The organism is Aeromicrobium jepli (genome assembly GCF_047246605.1).
In the GTDB taxonomy this organism is placed as follows: Bacteria; Actinomycetota; Actinomycetes; order Propionibacteriales; family Nocardioidaceae; genus Aeromicrobium.
Genome location: NZ_JBFOKO010000005.1, coordinates 160,291 through 176,509, shown reverse-complemented (window position 1 = coordinate 176,509; position 16,219 = coordinate 160,291). Strand labels below are relative to the sequence as shown.

Annotated in this window: 15 protein-coding genes; 6 read left to right on the top strand and 9 right to left on the bottom strand. The window is 70.9% G+C overall.

The features are described from left to right. A complete protein-coding gene (gene pknB, locus AB3M81_RS11590) occupies nucleotides 1-1,749 on the top strand; it encodes a Stk1 family PASTA domain-containing Ser/Thr kinase (RefSeq protein WP_412904068.1) in 1,749 nt (582 codons plus the stop codon). Nucleotides 1,750-1,763: 14 nt separating this feature from the next. Here the strand turns inward: pknB and AB3M81_RS11585 are convergent, their stop codons facing one another. Continuing rightward, nucleotides 1,764-2,507 (bottom strand): DUF881 domain-containing protein, encoded by a 744-nt coding sequence (locus AB3M81_RS11585; RefSeq protein WP_412904067.1) that lies wholly within the window; start codon nucleotides 2,505-2,507, stop codon nucleotides 1,764-1,766. 66 nt (nucleotides 2,508-2,573) lie between these two features. Between AB3M81_RS11585 and AB3M81_RS11580 the strand changes: the two genes are divergently transcribed. Continuing rightward, nucleotides 2,574-2,822, top strand: coding sequence for a cell division protein CrgA (locus AB3M81_RS11580; RefSeq protein ID WP_412904066.1), 249 nt, complete (start codon nucleotides 2,574-2,576; stop codon nucleotides 2,820-2,822). 74 nt (nucleotides 2,823-2,896) lie between these two features. On the opposite strand, the gene AB3M81_RS11575 is transcribed toward AB3M81_RS11580, so the two are convergent. Further along, a complete protein-coding gene (locus tag AB3M81_RS11575; protein ID WP_412904065.1) occupies nucleotides 2,897-3,775 on the bottom strand; it encodes a rhomboid family intramembrane serine protease in 879 nt (292 codons plus the stop codon). After that, nucleotides 3,772-4,302, bottom strand: coding sequence for a peptidylprolyl isomerase (locus AB3M81_RS11570; protein ID WP_412904064.1), 531 nt, complete (start codon nucleotides 4,300-4,302; stop codon nucleotides 3,772-3,774). The genes AB3M81_RS11575 and AB3M81_RS11570 overlap by 4 nt, the downstream gene beginning before the upstream one ends. 174 nt (nucleotides 4,303-4,476) lie before the next feature. Here AB3M81_RS11570 and AB3M81_RS11565 point away from each other — a divergent pair, with 174 nt between their 5' ends. Further along, nucleotides 4,477-5,250, top strand: a complete 774-nt coding sequence (locus tag AB3M81_RS11565; RefSeq protein ID WP_412904063.1) for an enoyl-CoA hydratase/isomerase family protein — start codon at nucleotides 4,477-4,479, stop codon at nucleotides 5,248-5,250. 79 nt (nucleotides 5,251-5,329) lie between these two features. Here AB3M81_RS11565 and AB3M81_RS11560 read toward each other — a convergent pair whose 3' ends face one another. The 4 genes from AB3M81_RS11560 to glyA all read right to left on the bottom strand — a co-directional run bounded on the left by AB3M81_RS11560 (nucleotide 5,330) and on the right by glyA (nucleotide 8,804). Then, nucleotides 5,330-6,307, bottom strand: coding sequence for a type IV toxin-antitoxin system AbiEi family antitoxin domain-containing protein (locus AB3M81_RS11560; protein ID WP_412904062.1), 978 nt, complete (start codon nucleotides 6,305-6,307; stop codon nucleotides 5,330-5,332). 127 nt (nucleotides 6,308-6,434) lie between these two features. Then, on the bottom strand, nucleotides 6,435-6,782 hold the full coding sequence (locus AB3M81_RS11555; protein ID WP_412904061.1) for a DUF3817 domain-containing protein: 348 nt from the start codon (nucleotides 6,780-6,782) through the stop codon (nucleotides 6,435-6,437). A 10-nt stretch (nucleotides 6,783-6,792) separates the two neighbouring features. After that, the gene (locus tag AB3M81_RS11550) at nucleotides 6,793-7,530 is read right to left on the bottom strand and encodes an SURF1 family protein (protein ID WP_412904060.1); all 738 of its coding nucleotides are present in this window, start codon (nucleotides 7,528-7,530) and stop codon (nucleotides 6,793-6,795) included. Next, nucleotides 7,527-8,804, bottom strand: coding sequence for a serine hydroxymethyltransferase (gene glyA, locus AB3M81_RS11545; protein ID WP_412904059.1), 1,278 nt, complete (start codon nucleotides 8,802-8,804; stop codon nucleotides 7,527-7,529). The genes AB3M81_RS11550 and glyA overlap by 4 nt, the downstream gene beginning before the upstream one ends. A gap of 175 nt (nucleotides 8,805-8,979) precedes the next feature. Here glyA and AB3M81_RS11540 point away from each other — a divergent pair, with 175 nt between their 5' ends. From AB3M81_RS11540 to AB3M81_RS11530, 3 genes are all read left to right on the top strand, one after another. After that, a complete protein-coding gene (locus AB3M81_RS11540; protein WP_412904058.1) occupies nucleotides 8,980-10,554 on the top strand; it encodes an ABC transporter substrate-binding protein in 1,575 nt (524 codons plus the stop codon). Between the two features lie 78 nt (nucleotides 10,555-10,632). Continuing rightward, nucleotides 10,633-11,715 (top strand): ABC transporter permease, encoded by a 1,083-nt coding sequence (locus AB3M81_RS11535; protein ID WP_412904057.1) that lies wholly within the window; start codon nucleotides 10,633-10,635, stop codon nucleotides 11,713-11,715. Beyond that, nucleotides 11,715-14,387, top strand: coding sequence for a dipeptide ABC transporter ATP-binding protein (locus tag AB3M81_RS11530; protein ID WP_412904056.1), 2,673 nt, complete (start codon nucleotides 11,715-11,717; stop codon nucleotides 14,385-14,387). The genes AB3M81_RS11535 and AB3M81_RS11530 overlap by 1 nt, the downstream gene beginning before the upstream one ends. 13 nt (nucleotides 14,388-14,400) lie before the next feature. Here AB3M81_RS11530 and AB3M81_RS11525 read toward each other — a convergent pair whose 3' ends face one another. Together AB3M81_RS11525 and AB3M81_RS11520 are read right to left on the bottom strand one after the other, a co-directional pair. Continuing rightward, a complete protein-coding gene (locus AB3M81_RS11525) occupies nucleotides 14,401-15,027 on the bottom strand; it encodes a response regulator (RefSeq protein ID WP_412904055.1) in 627 nt (208 codons plus the stop codon). Further along, nucleotides 15,024-16,187: a GAF domain-containing sensor histidine kinase gene (locus AB3M81_RS11520; RefSeq protein WP_412904054.1), complete on the bottom strand. Its 1,164-nt coding sequence runs from the start codon at nucleotides 16,185-16,187 to the stop codon at nucleotides 15,024-15,026. The genes AB3M81_RS11525 and AB3M81_RS11520 overlap by 4 nt, the downstream gene beginning before the upstream one ends. Between the last annotated feature and the right edge of the window lie 32 nt (nucleotides 16,188-16,219).

Here is a 16,219-nt window from a genome sequence, read left to right as displayed (position 1 = left end):
ATGACCGACAGTGACGCGAAGATGACTCCGCTCGGCGACCGGTACGAGGTCGGCGAGCTGGTCGGACGCGGTGGCATGGCCGACGTCCGCGCCGGGCGCGACCTGCGCCTCGGACGGCCCGTCGCCATCAAGATGCTGCGGTCGGATCTCGCGGCCGACGAGACCTTCCAGGAGCGGTTCCGCCGCGAGGCGCAGTCCGCGGCCTCGCTGAACCACCCGTCGATCGTGGCCGTGTACGACACCGGCGAGGCGCCCGACGAGAAGGGCGACGTCGTCCCCTACATCGTGATGGAGCTCGTCGAGGGCCGGACGCTGCGCGACGTGCTGCGCGACGGCCGCAAGATCCTGCCCGAGCGCGCCCTGTCCATCACCGCCGACATCCTGTCCGCGCTCGACTACAGCCACCGCGCCGGCATCATCCACCGCGACATCAAGCCCGCCAACGTCATGCTGACGCCCGAGGGCAAGGTCAAGGTGATGGACTTCGGCATCGCGCGCGCGATCGCCGACACCTCCAGCGCCATGACCCAGACCGCGGCCGTCATCGGCACGGCGCAGTACCTCTCGCCCGAGCAGGCCCGCGGCGAGACCGTCGACGCCCGCAGCGACATCTACTCCACCGGCTGTGTGCTCTACGAGCTGCTGACCGGGCGCCCGCCGTTCGTGGGCGACAGCCCCGTCTCGGTGGCCTACCAGCACGTCCGCGAGGAGGCCCGTCCCCCGTCGCAGCTCAACCCCGACGTGACGGTCGCGATCGACCACGTCGTGGCGAAGGCGCTCGCGAAGCGCGTGGACGACCGGTACTCCAGCGCCGGCGACATGCGCAAGGACATCGAGCGCGTCCTGGCCGGCGGCGTCGTCGACGCCCCCACGCAGGCCGTGACGGTCGTCCCGGGCGCCACGCAGGTCGCCCCCGCCGTGGCCGCTCCCGTCCTGCCGCCGCCCACCGGGGCCGACGAGGAGGAGAAGAAGAAGGGCAACGGCAAGTGGTGGGCGCTTGCGCTCGTGCTGCTGGCCATCGCCGCTGCCGTCGGCGTCGCGCTGCTGCTCACGAACGACGACGAGGTCAAGACGCCCCAGGTCGCCGTGCCGCGCGTGGCCGGCCTCGACGTCGAGACCGCCACCAACCGGCTCGAGTCGAAGAACCTCGTCGTCGGCGAGACGAGCGAGCGCACCAGCGCCGACATCCCCGAGGGCCAGGTCATGGCGACCGACCCCGACGCCGGCACCACGGTCGACGAGGGCACCACGGTCGACCTCGTCGTCAGCTCCGGACCCGAGCTCGTCGCGATCCCGGACCTGTCGAGCTACTCGTTCGAGGAGGCCAAGGACCTCCTCGAGGGCGACCGCTACGGCCTCCAGGTCAAGCGGCAGAACACCGACAGCGACCAGCCCAAGGGACGCGTCCTCAACAGCAACCCGCCTCCGGGCGAGGAGGTCGAGCGCGGCAGCACCGTCACGCTGATCGTCTCCCGCGGTCAGGTGGAGGTGCCGAACGTCGTCAACCAGGACGTCGACGCGGCCCGGTCCACGCTCGAGGACCTCGGCCTGAAGGTGACGATCCAGGAGGATCCCTCGGGCACTGCGGCCGACGGCACCGTGACGGCGCAGTCGCGCGAAGCCGGCTCCATGGTCCCGCCGGGCACCACCATCACGCTGACGGTGTCGCGCCCCGCGCCCACGGACGCGCCCACCACGGGCGGGCCGACGGACGACGACGTCCTGCCCTCGATCCCGCCCGCGCCCTGAGCGCGCCGGGCGGGTCAGTCCATCATGGTGGCGTGACGCAGTGACACGCTGCCGGCATGGGCGGGCGCCTCGATCTCGTCGACGTCCTCCTGCTCGAGTCCGAGGCCGTATCGCTCGGCGTAGTCCGCGTAGGTGGACACCTCCGGCGACGCCTCGAGTGCGGCGTGCAGCCGGCCCTGGTTGCCGATCGCCTCGATGACGTAGGGCGGCGAGTACGGCACGCCGTCGAGCACGACGGTGTTGCCGACGCACTTGATGCCCACCGTGGAGATCAGCCGCTGGCCCTGCAGCGTGATCGCCTCGGCGCCACCGGCCCACAGCGCGTTCACGAACGCCTGGATGTCCTGCTGGTGGACCACGAGCAGGTTCGGGTCCAGGCCCGGGACCTGCACCGAGCGCGGGGCGTCCTCGAGCGCGATCCGCATGCCCGGCCCGGTCATCGCGACGAGGCCGGCCGGCTCGCTGAGCCGCTCGACCCGGCGCTGCTGGCGGCGCAGCGCGGCGTCGTCCGCGGCGCCCGCCAGCGTGTCGACCTCGCGCTGGAGGTCGACCACGCGCTCGCGACGCGCCTCGGCCTCGCGGGCGCGATCGGTGACGACGGAGTTCAGGTCGCCGCCGGCGGGTCGCAGGTCGGACCCGTCCGACGTGACGCCGGCGGCCACGAACGCGAATCCGCAGATGCACGCCACGACGAGGCCGAGCAGGCTCCACCTGCTGACGGCGCGATTCTTCCCCTCGTCGCTCGGCGTTTCCGGCACGACGACTACGCTAGCGGAGTACGACACGTTGCGGCCGAGCCCGGCCGCCCGACCGGGAGACGATCCGTGTTCAACAGGTTCAAGCGCAAGTCCGTCGAGGACACCGGCCCCAAGCCGGTCAAGATCGGCAACCGCTGGGCGGCTCCCCTGATGGTCGCCTGCGCCGTCATCGGCCTCGCCTGGATCGTCGTGTTCTACACGATCAGCAACACCGACCACTCGATCCCGGTCTACAGCGACCTGGGCGGCTGGAACCTCGTCATCGGCATGGGCTTCATCCTCGCGGCCTTCGGCTTCGCGATGAAGTGGGAGTGAATCACACCGGTGTGATTACCCACATCTGTGCACACAGCTGTGGACAACCCGGCCCAGCCTGAGGATGGACGCGCTCAGGCGAACAGGTCGACGAGCGGCTGCAGGTCGGCCGTGCGCCACACGACCGCGGCGATGAACGCGACCCAGAGCACGACGAACGCTCCCACGTGCAGCAGGCCGCGGCGCTCGCGCGGGGCGTAGGCGAACACCAGGCCGAGCGCGAGGCCGGTGAGGAAGCCGCCGAGGTGGCCCTGCCAGCTGACGTTCTGGCCGAGGCTGACGAAGCCGTTGATCGCCAGCAGCACGAGCATCCCGGTGATGTTCTGCTTCGTGCGGATGAGGAAGATCAGCGCGAGGCCGAACAGCCCGAACACCGCTCCGGACGCGCCGATCGTCGGGACCCGGTAGTCGGTGAGGACGTAGACGAACACCGACGAGCCGATCGCCAGCGTGACGTACGTGGCGATGTACCGCCAACGCCCGAGGGTCTCCTCGACGAACGGCCCGAACAGGTACAGCGCGTACATGTTGAACGCCAGGTGCAGCAGCCCGCCGTGCAGGAACGCCGCGGTCAACAGGCGCCAGTACTCGCCGTAGGCGACGCCGTGGGGCGCGCCGTCGTAGACGGCGAACCCGAGCATGGCGCCGGTGTCGAAGACCTTGCTGTTCCCGACGCCGCCCGTGGCCATGACGACCAGGTGCGCCGCCACGTTGACGGCGATGATGACGAGCGTGACGACGCCGGCGTTCGCCGAGATCGCGCCGCCCGCCAGCGTGCGCGGCTGGCGGACGTTGGCGCGACCCTGCGCGACGCACTCGGGGCACTGGAAGCCGACGCTGGCCTCGCGCATGTCCTCAGGACAGATGTAGCGGCTGCACCGCTGGCACTGGATGTAGGCCGGCCGCTCGGGGTGCCGGTAGCAGACCTGCTGGCCGGCGGCCGGATGAGTCACTTCGCGATGGTGACGGACTCGATCACGACGGGCTCGGTCGGACGATCGAACCGGTCGGTCTCGGTCGCCACGATCGCGTCGACGACAGCGCGGCTGTCGGCGTCCTTGACCTCGCCGAAGATCGTGTGCTTGCGGTTCAGCCACGTCGTCGGGGCGACGGTGATGAAGAACTGCGAGCCGTTGGTGCCGGCGCCGTTGGGCTTGGTCCCCGCGTTGGCCATGGCCAGCAGGTAGGGACGGTCGAACTGGAGCTCGGGGTGGATCTCGTCGTCGAACTCGTAGCCCGGTCCGCCGCGGCCGTCACCGAGCGGGTCGCCGCCCTGGATCATGAAGTCGGAGATGACCCGGTGGAACGTCAGGCCGTCGTAGAACGGCTTGGTCGACACCTGGCCCGTGGCCGGATGCAGCCACTCCTTCGTGCCCTCGGCGAGGCCGACGAAATTCGCCACCGTCTTGGGAGCATGGTGGTCGAAGAGTTCGATGACGATGTCTCCGCGGTTGGTGTGGAGAGTCGCGGTGGTGGGCACTTCACGTCCTTTCAGGGGTTGTCCCCAATCCTCGCACGTCCCGCCTGAGGTCTCCCGTTAGCGTGGGGGCATGTCGAGACTCCTCCTGCTCCTGGCGGCCGCCGCGGCTGTCGCCGTCGTGCTGCGCAAGGCCACCGCGGACCGCGGCGGCTCCTACGACCCGCGCGACGCCCGGTGAGCGTCGACCTGCGGACCGAGGACGGCGTCACCACGCTGACCTTCTCGGCCGGCCCGGTGAACCTGTACTCGCTGGAGCTGCACGACGAGTTCGACGCCGCGCTCGAGCGCGTCGAGGCGGACCTGCCGCGCGTCCTGGTCGTCCGCGCCGAGGGCAAGATCGTCTCGGGCGGCGTCGACGTCGCGGCGTTCCACGCGCAGAAGTCGAAGGCCGACACGAAGGCCCTGTACGACCGCATGCTCGAGCTGCCGGAGCGCTTCGCGGCGCTGCCGGTGCCGACCGTGTTCGTCTCGCACGGCCTGACGCTCACGTGGGCGCTCGAGGTCGCGCTGGCGTGCGACGTGCTGCTGGCCTCGGAGAAGGCGAAGTTCGGCCTCGTCGAGCGCGTCATCGGCCTGACCCCGACGATGGGTGGCACGCAGCGCCTCGCCGCGCGCGCCGGCGTCGCCCGCGCGAAGGAGTTCGTCTTCACCGGGGCGACCTACGACGCGGCGACCCTCGAGCGGTGGAACGTCGTCAACCGGGTCTTCGCGCCCGAGGAGCTGGACGCCGGCGTCGAAGCGTTCGTCGCTGACCTCGCGTCCGGCCCGACGCTGGCGTTCGGCGCGGCCAAGGACATCCTGCGCGAGTTCGAGGCCGGCGGCGTCCCGCAGGCCGTCGCCCGCACGACCGAGATCGCCTCGGAGCTGTTCGACACCGAGGACCTCCAGCACGGCATGGAGTCGTTCCTCACGAACGGCCCGGGGAAGGCCTCGTTCGTCGGCCGCTGACGGTTTCCCCGGTTAAGTAGGTTCTCTCTCACTTCGCGTGGGTTGCGATCCACGCGAAGTGAGGGAGAACCTCGTTCAGTCAGGCGATGACTGTACGAACGGCCTGACCGTAGAGCCGGCGGGACTGGCGCATCGCCGCCTCGATCCGTCGACAGGTGGCGGCCGGATGCGCGAGGTCCGCCCACGTCCAGCGGCTCATGCCGAGCCCCAGCTCACGCAGCCTGTCCTCGCGCCGCTTCTCGTCGACGACGAGCTGCCCCAGGTTCGCCCCCGTGTAGGGGTTGAGTCGGCCGTACTTCGACAGGCCGTCGAACTCGCCCAGGTGCCAGAAGTCCTCCCACGCGAAGTCGACGCGTCCGATCGACGTGCCATCGGCGTCGAAGTACTCGACCTGCATCCGCGGCACGGGCAGTCCGCCCATGCGGAACATGTAGAGGGATCGTGCCTCGCCGACGCTCTCGCACTGGGGTGACGCCCACACGACCGCCAGGCGGACCTTCGAGACTCCGGGCCAGCGCGCCATCCGATCGAGCCGGTCGTGCAGCTCCTCCTCACTCACCCCGCCGCCGAGCACGAGGGACGTCTGCACGAGCCCCGCCTCGACCCCGGCGACGGCAGCCGTCTCGAGTGCCGCACGCGCCGGAGCGACGAGCAGGTGGCCATCGACCTCGACGATGTCCTCGTCCGGGAGCAGACCGCCGTGGTGGACGACGTTCGCCTCGGTCCGCGCCGTGCGGTGTCCGCGCCGCGTGACGTGGACGGTGGAGAGATCGACTCCGAACGAGGCCCCGGTGTGGACGACGGCAGCCGAGTGGTGACTCAGGACGATGCCCGATGGGAGCTTGTCCTGGACGGCGAAGGCGAGCAGCCGGTGACGCTCTTCCGGGCTGAGGTCGCGATGACCGCGCGGCGCGTACGTCCCGGCGCGCAGCCGGACGATGAGTCCTTGGTGGATCGCGTCCTTGATCTGGCGGTCGCTCACGCCCCGGTCGAGGAGGTCGGCACGCAGGATGTAGCCGCCACGGTGCTGCGCGAGGGTCTCGAAGAAGGTCTCCATCCGAGCAGGGTCGACCGATCCGGACGTGCTGACCAGTGCCCTCGCGCGTGCCTGTGGACAGCGGCTGACTGAGCGTGGTTCTCCCTCACTGAGCGTGGATCGCAACCCACGCGAAGTGCGCGAGAACCTACTTAACCGGGGAAACCGGCACCGGGTCGGCGTGGACGCGGCGGGTGGTGCGGCGCTCGGACCAGAACGAGACGAGCGGGATGCAGGCCAGCACGATGATGCTGAGCATGAAGCCCCACGACCACTTCTGGCGCAGGCCGAGGCGGCCGATGATGACGATCAGGACCATGAACAGGAAGCCGTGGAGCTGGTCGATGACCAGGAAGGTGTCCTGGTTGCGCTGCCACCACGAGCCCGGGTCGTCGCTCGTGGCGAGCTTGCCGATGAAGCCGGCCATGACGATCAGGAGGTTGACGCCGACGATCGTCGCCATCACTTGGTAGGCCCGCAGCAGTCGGTCGTTCACGGCGTCAAGGCTAGCCGTCGCGACCAAGCACGATCTCGCGGGCCATGCGCCACCACATGAACAGCGCGAACGCCGCGAACACCCACCATTGCAGGCCGTAGCCGAGGTTGCGGCCACCCGCGGTCCACGAGACGTCGGTCTCGGGGACATCGGCCGGGACGAGGTCGGCCGAGACCTCCGGGTCGGTCGCGATCGCGTAGCCGGACCACAGGTCGTCGTACCCGAGCTCGTTGAGCAGCGTGGGGATGCGCACGGCGCCGATCGTGCGCTCCTGCGGGTCCCAGCCGTCGCCCGACGCGTCGCCGGGTTGCAGGACGGCGTCGAAGTCGACCTGTCCCTCGGGGACGGGGTGCGAGGTCACCGGGGTCGGCTCGGGCGCCCAGCCGCGCACCACCAGCAGCGGCGTGCCCTGCGTGGTCACGGGCGCCACGAGCCAGGCGCCGTCCTCGCCGTCCTGCTCGCGGCCGGTCACCCAGAGCTGCTCCGCGGCGGGGCGGAACGTGCCCTCGACCTCGACGGTGCGCTGGTCCTGGTCGGAGGTGAAGACCTGGTCGGGGGACCACACGTCCTCGAGCGGGGCCGCGACGACCTCACCGCGGTGATCGCGCTCCTCGGCCTGCCGGTCGTCGTAGACGCCGAGCTGCCACGTGCCCATGAACAGGCAGAACGCGATCGCCGCGATGGCGAACAGGTGCAGGCCGATGACACGGGGACCGAACCACGCCCCGAGCCCGGGCCGGTCGTTCACGCCGTGAACGGCTTGATGCCGGGGTAGAGCGGGAAGCGCTCGGCCAGCACGGCCGTGCGCTTGCGCAGCCCCTCGATGTCGATGTCGCCCGGCTGCAGCGCGCCGGCGATGATGTCGGCGACCTCGCGGAACTCGTCGGCGCCGAAGCCGCGCGTGGCCAGCGCCGGCGTGCCGATGCGCAGGCCCGACGTCACCATCGGCGGGCGGGGGTCGTTCGGGACGGCGTTGCGGTTGACGGTGATGCCGACCTCGTGGAGGCGGTCCTCGGCCTGCTGGCCGTCGAGCTCGGAGTTGCGCAGGTCCACGAGCACGAGGTGCACGTCCGTGCCGCCGCTGAGGACCTGGACGCCGGCGTCGACCGCGTCCTGCTGCAGCAGGCGCTCGGCGAGGATCCTGGCGCCCTCGATCGTGCGCTGCTGGCGCTCGGCGAACTCGGGCTCCAGCGCCATCTTGAACGCGACGGCCTTCGCGGCGATCACGTGCTCGAGCGGGCCGCCCTGCTGGCCGGGGAACACCGCCGAGCGCATCTTCTTGGCGATCGCCTCGTCGTTCGTGAGGATCGCGCCGCCACGGGGACCGCCGAGGGTCTTGTGCGTCGTGGTGGTGACGATGTGCGCGTGCGGCAGCGGGCTCGGGTGCAGGCCCGCGGCCACGAGGCCCGCGAAGTGCGCCATGTCGACCCAGAGCGTGGCACCGACCTCGTCCGCGATCGCGCGGAACGCGGCGAAGTCGAGCTGGCGCGGGTACGCCGACCAGCCGGCGATGATGACGCGGGGGGAGTGCTCGATCGCGAGGGCGCGGACCTCGTCCATGTCGACCAGGCCGGTCTCGGGGACGACGTGGTAGGCGATCGGGTTGTAGAGGCGGCCCGAGAAGTTGAGCTTCATGCCGTGCGTGAGGTGGCCGCCGTTGGCCAGGTCGAGGCCCAGGATCGTGTCGCCCGCCGTGGCGATCGCGTGCAGCGCGGCGGCGTTGGCCGAGGCGCCCGAGTGCGGCTGGACGTTGGCGTAGTCGGCGTCGAAGAGCTGCTTGAGCCGGTCGATCGCGATCTGCTCGACCTGGTCGACGAACTCGCAGCCGCCGTAGTAGCGCTTGCCGGGGTAGCCCTCGGCGTACTTGTTGGTGAGCACGCTGCCCTGCGCCTCGAGGGCGGCGACGGGAGCGAAGTTCTCCGACGCGATCATCTCGAGCGTCGTCTGCTGGCGGACCAGCTCGGCGTCGAGGAGCGCCGCGATGTCCGGATCGAAGTCGGCGAGGTGCTGGTCGTGGCTCATGGTCCCCACGATATCGCCCTGCGACGACAGCCCCGGCGGGCGGCGTCCGCGGGCGTTAATCGAAACGAAACCGGAAACGGCTCCCCCGGACATTGGCAGCGCCGCACCACGGGAGTAGCGTGCGGAGAACGCGTGTCCAGATGGTGGACACCGACAGGAGGATCGAATGATTTCTATGCGGCGACGCGCCACCGTCCTGGTCGCGGCCACCCTCGCCGGGTCGGTCTTGGCGGCCTGCGGTTCGGGCCGTGACAGCGACGACAGCGACGCGAGCCTGATCGTGGGAACCACCGACAAGGTCGTCTCCATCGACCCCGCCGGCTCCTACGACAACGGCTCGATGGCGGTGCAGACGCAGGTCTACCAGTACCTGCTGAACTTCCCGGCCGGCAGCACCGAGCTCACGCCCGACGCGGCGGAGGAGTGCGACTTCGAGAAGCCCACGCTCTACGTGTGCACGCTCAAGGACGGCCTCAAGTTCGCGAACGGCAACGAGCTCACCGCCTCCGACGTGGCGTTCTCGTTCCAGCGCATCGTCGACATCAACGACCCCAACGGCCCGGCCTCGCTGCTCGGTGCCATGAAGAAGGTCGAGGCGCGCGACGACAAGACGGTCGCGTTCACGCTCGCCGCTCCGAACGACCAGACCTTCGCCCAGACCCTCGTGACGTCGGCCGGCCCGATCGTCGACGAGGAGACGTACCCCGGCGACAAGCTGCTCGACGACGAGGCCGCCGTGAAGGCGAACGGCTTCTCCGGCCCGTACACGATCGGCGAGTACCAGAAGAACGAGCTGGCCGAGTTCACGATCAACCCCGACTACAACGGCACGTACGGCGAGCCCAAGTCGGACGTGACGATGCGCTACTACGCGGACTCGAACAACCTCAAGCTCGACGTCGAGAAGGGTGACATCGACGTCGCGTACCGCTCGCTGACCCCCACGGACATCGAGAGCCTGAAGAAGTCCGACGACGTCACGGTCCACACGGGCCCCGGCGGCGAGCTGCGCTACATCGTGTTCAACCTCAAGACGATGCCGGGCGACGACGCGAAGCAGAAGCTGGCCGTGCGCCAGGCGGCCGCCTCGCTCGTCAACCGCGAGGAGATCTCCTCGGAGGTCTACAAGGGCACGTACACGCCGGCCTGGTCGGCCGTGCCCGAGGGCCAGAACGGCGCCACCGAGGCGTTCAAGGACGTCTACGGCGACGCCCCGGACCTCGACGCCGCCAAGAAGTACCTCGCCGACGCCGGCGTCAAGACGCCCGTCACGCTCAACCTGCAGTGGAGCCCCGACCACTACGGCGGCAGCTCCGACCAGGAGTACCAGGCGGTCAAGCGCCAGCTCGAGGAGGGCGGCCTGTTCAACGTCAAGCTGCAGTCGACCGAGTGGAACACGTACTCGGAGGAGCGCGTGAAGGACGCCTACCCGGCGTTCCAGCTCGGCTGGTTCCCGGACTTCCCGGACGCCGACAACTACCTGACGCCGTTCTTCGCACCGAACAACTTCCTCCAGTCGCACTACGAGGACGACGCGATGACGAAGCTGCTCGACCAGGAGCGCACGGACGCCGACAAGGCCTCGCGCGACAAGACGATCGGCGAGATCCAGACGATGGTGGCGCAGCAGGTCCCGATCCTGCCGCTGCTCACCGGCGCCCAGGTCGCCGTCGCCGGCAAGGACGTGAAGGGCGTGAGCGACACGCTCGACGCCTCGTTCAAGTTCCGGTTCTCGACGCTGTCGAAGTAGCCGACACCACCCGGACCGGGGTCCCGGCGCGCGCACCCCGCGCGCGCCGGGGCCCCGATTCCACGTAGAGGAGTTCCCGTGACCACCGACGTCCTCGTCGCCGCCGACGCCCCGGCTCCCGAGCCGCACCGGCGCCGCGGCGGTCTCAGCCCGCTCGCGCGCTACCTGCTCATGCGCCTCGCGCTGATCATCCCCATGCTGTGGGTGCTGGTCACGCTCGTCTTCTTCCTCATGCGCGTGATCGGCGACCCGATCACCGCCGCCCAGGGCGGTCGCCTGACGCCCGCGCAGATCGCGGAGCGCAAGGCCGAGGCCGGCCTCGACCGCCCGCTGGTCGTCCAGTACCTCGAGTACCTGGGCAACGTCGTCCGCGGCGACTTCGGCACGACGCTGACCGACAACCGCGACGTCACCGACATCCTCGTCGTCAACGGCGCCGCCACGCTCGAGCTGGCCTTCTGGTCGCTCATCGTCGCGTTCGCCGTCGGCATCCCGCTGGGCCGCGTCGCCGCGCGCTACCGCGACCGGACGCCCGACGTCGCGCTGCGGCTGTTCGCGATCGTCGCGTACGCCGCCCCCGTCTTCTTCGTCGGCCTGCTGCTCAAGCTGGCCGTCGCCCCCTTCGGCTGGCCGACCTCGGGCCGCGCCTCGACGTCGACCGAGCTGGCCCTGGCCAAGGTCGACCCGCAGACGCACATCATGATCGTCGACGCGATCCTGTGGGGCGATCCCGAGTACGTCTGGGACGTCCTGCAGCACGCCGTGCTGCCCGCCCTCGCGCTCGGCCTGCTCACCGGCGGCGTCTTCCTGCGCCTCGTGCGCGTGAACATGCTGCAGACGATGCGCGCCGACTACGTCACGGCCGCCCGCGCCCGCGGCGTCAGCGAGAAGAAGGTCGAGCGCAAGCACGCGTTCCGCAACGCGCTCGTGCCCGTCGTCACCGTCATGGGCATGCAGATCGCGATGCTGCTGGGCGGCGCCGTCCTGACCGAGACCACGTTCGAGTGGAAGGGCATCGGCTACGAGCTGTCGCAGTACCTGATCCGCCGCGACTTCCTCGCCGTGCAGGGCATCGTCACCGCGATCGCCTTCATCGTCTGCATCGCCAGCTTCCTGATCGACGCCATCGTGGCGCTCGTCGACCCCCGAGTGAGGTTCTGATGCGCATTCCCGGACGCGCCGTCGTCGCGCAGTCCCACGGCCTGCAGCGCTTCATGCTGCTGCTCGGCATCGGACTCATCGTCTTCTTCGTCGTGCTGGCGATCTTCGCGCCGTGGCTCGCGCCCTACGACTTCAACCAGGTCCGCGGCGACGACGGGGCGCTGTTCGGCACCCAGCAGCCGCCGAGTGCCGACCACTGGTTCGGCACCACCGTAGGCGGCGCCGACGTGCTGTCCCGCGTCATCTACGGCGCGCGCACCGCGGTCGAGGTCATCGTGCTCGCCGTGGTCATCTCGGCCGTGGTCGGCGTCCCGCTCGGCCTGGTCTCGGGCTACGTCGGCGGCTGGCTGGACCGCGTGCTCGTCCTCGTCATGGACGCGCTCTACTCGTTCCCGTCCCTGCTGCTGGCGATCGTCGTCTCGATCGTCGTGGCCGGCGGCTCGAGCGGCGCGCTGGGCGGCATCGCCTCGGCGGCGATCTCGATCACCGTCATCTTCATCCCGCAGTACTACCGCGTGATCCGCAACGCGACGCTGTCGGTCAAGAGCGAGCCGTACGTCGACTCGGCGAAGGTCGTGGGCGTCCGCACGCCGCGCATCCTGCGCCGCCACGTGCTGTCCAACGTCTCGCAGACGCTGCCCGTCATCGCGACGCTCAACGCCTCCGAGGCCATCCTCATGCTGGCCGCGCTGGGCTTCCTGGGCTTCGGCATCGAGCCGTCCGCGGCCGCCGAGTGGGGCTACGACCTCAACAAGGCCATGCCGGACGCGACGAACGGCATCTGGTGGACCGGCACGTTCCCGGGCCTGGCGATCGTCCTGGTCGTGCTCGGCGTGACGCTGCTGGGCGAGAGCCTCAACGACATCACCAACCCGCTGCTGCGCGCGCGGGCGGCCGACGGCGGCGCGAGCGAGCTCGAGGTCGAGCTGGCCGACGACGTCGCGCCGACCGAGGTCGAGGCGGACGTGGACGCCGCCCCCGTCGCGGCGAGTGACGGTCACCGGCAACGGACGGTGCTGTCGCTGTCGGACCTGAGGATCACGTTCGGCACGGACGCCGGGCAGGTCGTCGCGGTCGACGGCGTGGGCTTCGACGTCGCCCCGGGCGAGGTCGTCGCGATCGTGGGCGAGTCCGGCTCGGGCAAGTCCGTCACCTCGCGCGCCGTCATGGGCCTGCTGCCGAACACCGCGAAGGTCAGCGGCTCGGCGGTCCTGCACACCGAGGACACGAGCGAGCGCGAGCTCATCGGCATGGCGCCGACCCAGCTGCGGCCCATCCGCGGCGACGAGATCTCGATGATCTTCCAGGAGCCCGGCACCGCGCTCGACCCGGTCCGCACGGTCGGCTGGCAGCTCGTCGAGGCGATCCGCGCGCACCGCGACGTCAGCAGGTCCGAGGCCCGCGAGCGCGCCATCGAGCTGCTCGAAGCCGTCGGCCTGCCCGATCCGCAGCAGCGCGTCGACTACTACCCCCACCAGCTGTCCGGCGGGCAGAAGCAGCGCGTCGTCATCGCGATCGCGATCGCGTGCGATCCCGACGTGATCGTCGCGGACGAGCCGACGACGGCCCTCGACGTGACGGTCCAGGCCGCGATCCTCGAGCTGCTGCTCGACCTGCGCGACCGCCTCGGCACCGCGATCGTCCTCATCACGCACAACATGGGCGTCGTCGCCGACATCGCCGACCGCGTCGTGGTGATGTACCGCGGCAGCATCGTCGAGCAGGCGCCGGTCGACCAGCTGTTCGCGGCGCCCGCGCACCCGTACACGCGCGCGCTGCTCGGCGCCGTGCCCCGCTTGGGCCTGACGGCCGAGACCTCCCGCGGTCCCGCGCCGCTGCAGGACGCGCCCGTCGTGCTGGACCTCGAGGACATCGTCGTGGAGTTCCCCGGCGGCTGGGGCGAGCCGGTCTTCCGCGCCGTCGACCAGGTCAGCCTGCAGGTGCACCGCGGCGAGGTCCTCGGCCTCGTGGGCGAGTCCGGCTCGGGCAAGTCCACGCTCGGCCGCACCGCGGTCGGCCTGCAGCAGCCGACGTCGGGCATCGTCCGCGTCGGCGGCGAGGTCGTCTCGGGACTGAGCGACGCCGAGCTGCGGCCGTTCCGCAGCCGCTTCGGCTTCGTGTTCCAGGACCCGGCCGCATCGCTCAACCCGCGCATGTCGATCCTGGACTGCATCGCCGAGCCGCTGCGCGTCCACACCGACATGACCGACGCGCAGGTGACCGAGAAGGTGCGCTCGCTGCTCGACTCGGTCGAGCTGCCGCGCGACTTCGCCGAGCGGTTCCCGCACGAGCTGTCCGGCGGCCAGCGCCAGCGCATCAACCTCGCGCGGGCCCTGGCGCTCGACCCCGACCTGCTGATCGCGGACGAGCCGACCTCGGCGCTCGACGTCTCGGTGCAGGCGCGCGTGCTTGAGCTGTTCGTCGAGCTGCAGCAGCGCCTGCAGTTCGCGTGCCTGTTCATCACGCACGACCTGGCGGTCGTCGACACGCTGGCGAACCGCGTGGCGGTCATGCAGAAGGGCCGGCTCGTCGAGCTCGGCCCGCGCGAGCAGGTGCTGCGCAACCCCACGCAGGACTACACGCGCAGCCTCATCGCCGCGGTGCCCGTGCCGGACCCGGCCGAGCAGCGCCGCCGTCGCGCGGCGCGCGGCGACCTGCTGACCGGGGCGTGAGCGGGCTGGAGCGTCAGTCCCGGTCCCAGGCGGCGACCTGGGCTCGGCGCTCCAGCCCCAGCTTCGCCAGGACGGTGGAGACGTAGTTCTTGACCGTCTTCTCGGACAGGAAGAGGGCGTCGGCGATCTCGCGGTTGGACTTGCCCTCGCGCAGCTCATCGAAGACCTTGCGCTCCTGCGCGGTGAGGTCGGCGAGCGGGTCGGGCCGGCTCTGGCGGCGCAGGCGCTCCAGCACGGCGTGCGTGACGGCGGGGTCGAGCAGCGACTGGCCGGCGGCCACCCGCTGCACCGCGTCGACGAGGTCGTTGCCGCGGACCTGCTTGAGGACGAACCCGGACGCGCCGGCCATGATCGCCTCGAACAGCGCCTCGTCGTCCTCGTAGGACGTGAGGATCAGCACGGCGATCGACTTCGTGCGCAGGCGGATGCTGCGGCACAGGTCGATGCCCGATCCGTCGGGCAGGCGGGCGTCCAGCACGGCCACGTCGGGCCGCGTCTCGGCGATGCCGGTCGCGGCCTCGGCGACGGTGCCGGCCTGACCGACCACCTCGATCGCCTCGGAGTCCTCCAGCAGGTCGGCGACGCCGCGGCGCACCACCTCGTGGTCGTCCAGCAGGAAGACGCGGATCTTGTCGGTCACGGGAGCACCCTACTGACCGAGGCCGCCGTCGAGGACGGGTCGCGCAACGGGGCCCGCCACGTCAGGTGCGTGCCCACGCCGTCAGGACCCGGCCCGACGTCGAGGCGGCCACCGAGGTGCTCGGCCCGCGCCCGCAGGTTGGCCAGCCCGCTGGCCGGCACGCTGTCGCCCATGCCGACGCCGTCGTCGACGATCTCGGCCACGAGCGCGTCGTCGCCGACCGTCACGCTGAGTCGCACGTGCGAGGCCCGCGCGTGGCGCACGACGTTGGCGATGGCCTCGTTCATGACCGCGTGAAGGTCGCTGCGGACGCCGATGTCGAGCTGGGCGAGGTCGCCCGTCACCTCGATCTCGGGCTCGAAGCCCAGGGGAGCGGCGGAGGCCCGCAGCAGGCGGGTCAGCCGCGCGCCGTCGGTGGCGGCGTCCGAGCCGAGCGCGAAGATCGCGCCGCGCACGTCGGCGATCGCGCGGTCGACGTCGTCGACGGCCTGCGAGGCGCGCTCCGACCACGGCGCGTCGACGTGACGCGAGAGGCGGTCCATCGAGAGGCCGACGGCGAAGAGCCGGCCGATGACGAGGTCGTGCAGGTCGCGCGCGATCCGGTTGCGGTCCTCGACGACGGCCATCCGGGCGAGCTCGGCGCGCGTGTGCGCGAGCTCGTCGAACAGGCGGGCGTTCGCGATCGCGGTGCCGGCGACGGCCGCGAGACCCGTGACGATGCGCTCGTCGTCGACGGAGAAGCCGCCCTCCTTCTCGGCGAGGTACAGGTCGCCGAAGACGCGTCCGTTGACCCGCAGCGGCACACCGAGGAACGCGCCCATCGGCGGGTGGTTCGGCGGGAAGCCGATCGAGGACGGGTGCGCGGCGACGTCGTCCAGCCGCACCGGGGCGCCCTGGCGCAGCACGACCGCGAGCACGCCGAGTCCGCGCGGGCGCTGGCCGATCGCCTCCTCGGTCTCCTCGTCCACGCCGTCGGTGATGAACTCGACGAGGCCGTCGGCGGGATCGCTGCCGAGGATCCCGAGCGCGGCGTACCGCGCGCCGGTGAGCTCGCGGGCCTGCGCCGTGATGCGGCGCAGCAGGGTCTCGAGCTCGAGCTCGGAGGTCACCGCGACCGCGGCGTCGACCACCTGCTCCCAGCGTCCGTCTTCTCGGTCCACGCGCCCACCGTAGCGCCGGCCTCAGGACGGAG

Excerpts from the sequence above, each read along its gene's own strand:
- glyA (WP_412904059.1), bottom strand. The coding sequence starts at position 8,804 with ATGAGCCACGACCAGCACCTCGCCGACTTCGATCCGGACATCGCGGCG.
- AB3M81_RS11530 (WP_412904056.1), top strand. The coding sequence starts at position 11,715 with ATGCGCATTCCCGGACGCGCCGTCGTCGCGCAGTCCCACGGCCTGCAG.
- pknB (WP_412904068.1), top strand. The coding sequence starts at position 1 with ATGACCGACAGTGACGCGAAGATGACTCCGCTCGGCGACCGGTACGAG.
- AB3M81_RS11560 (WP_412904062.1), bottom strand. The coding sequence starts at position 6,307 with ATGGAGACCTTCTTCGAGACCCTCGCGCAGCACCGTGGCGGCTACATC.
- AB3M81_RS11540 (WP_412904058.1), top strand. The coding sequence starts at position 8,980 with ATGCGGCGACGCGCCACCGTCCTGGTCGCGGCCACCCTCGCCGGGTCG.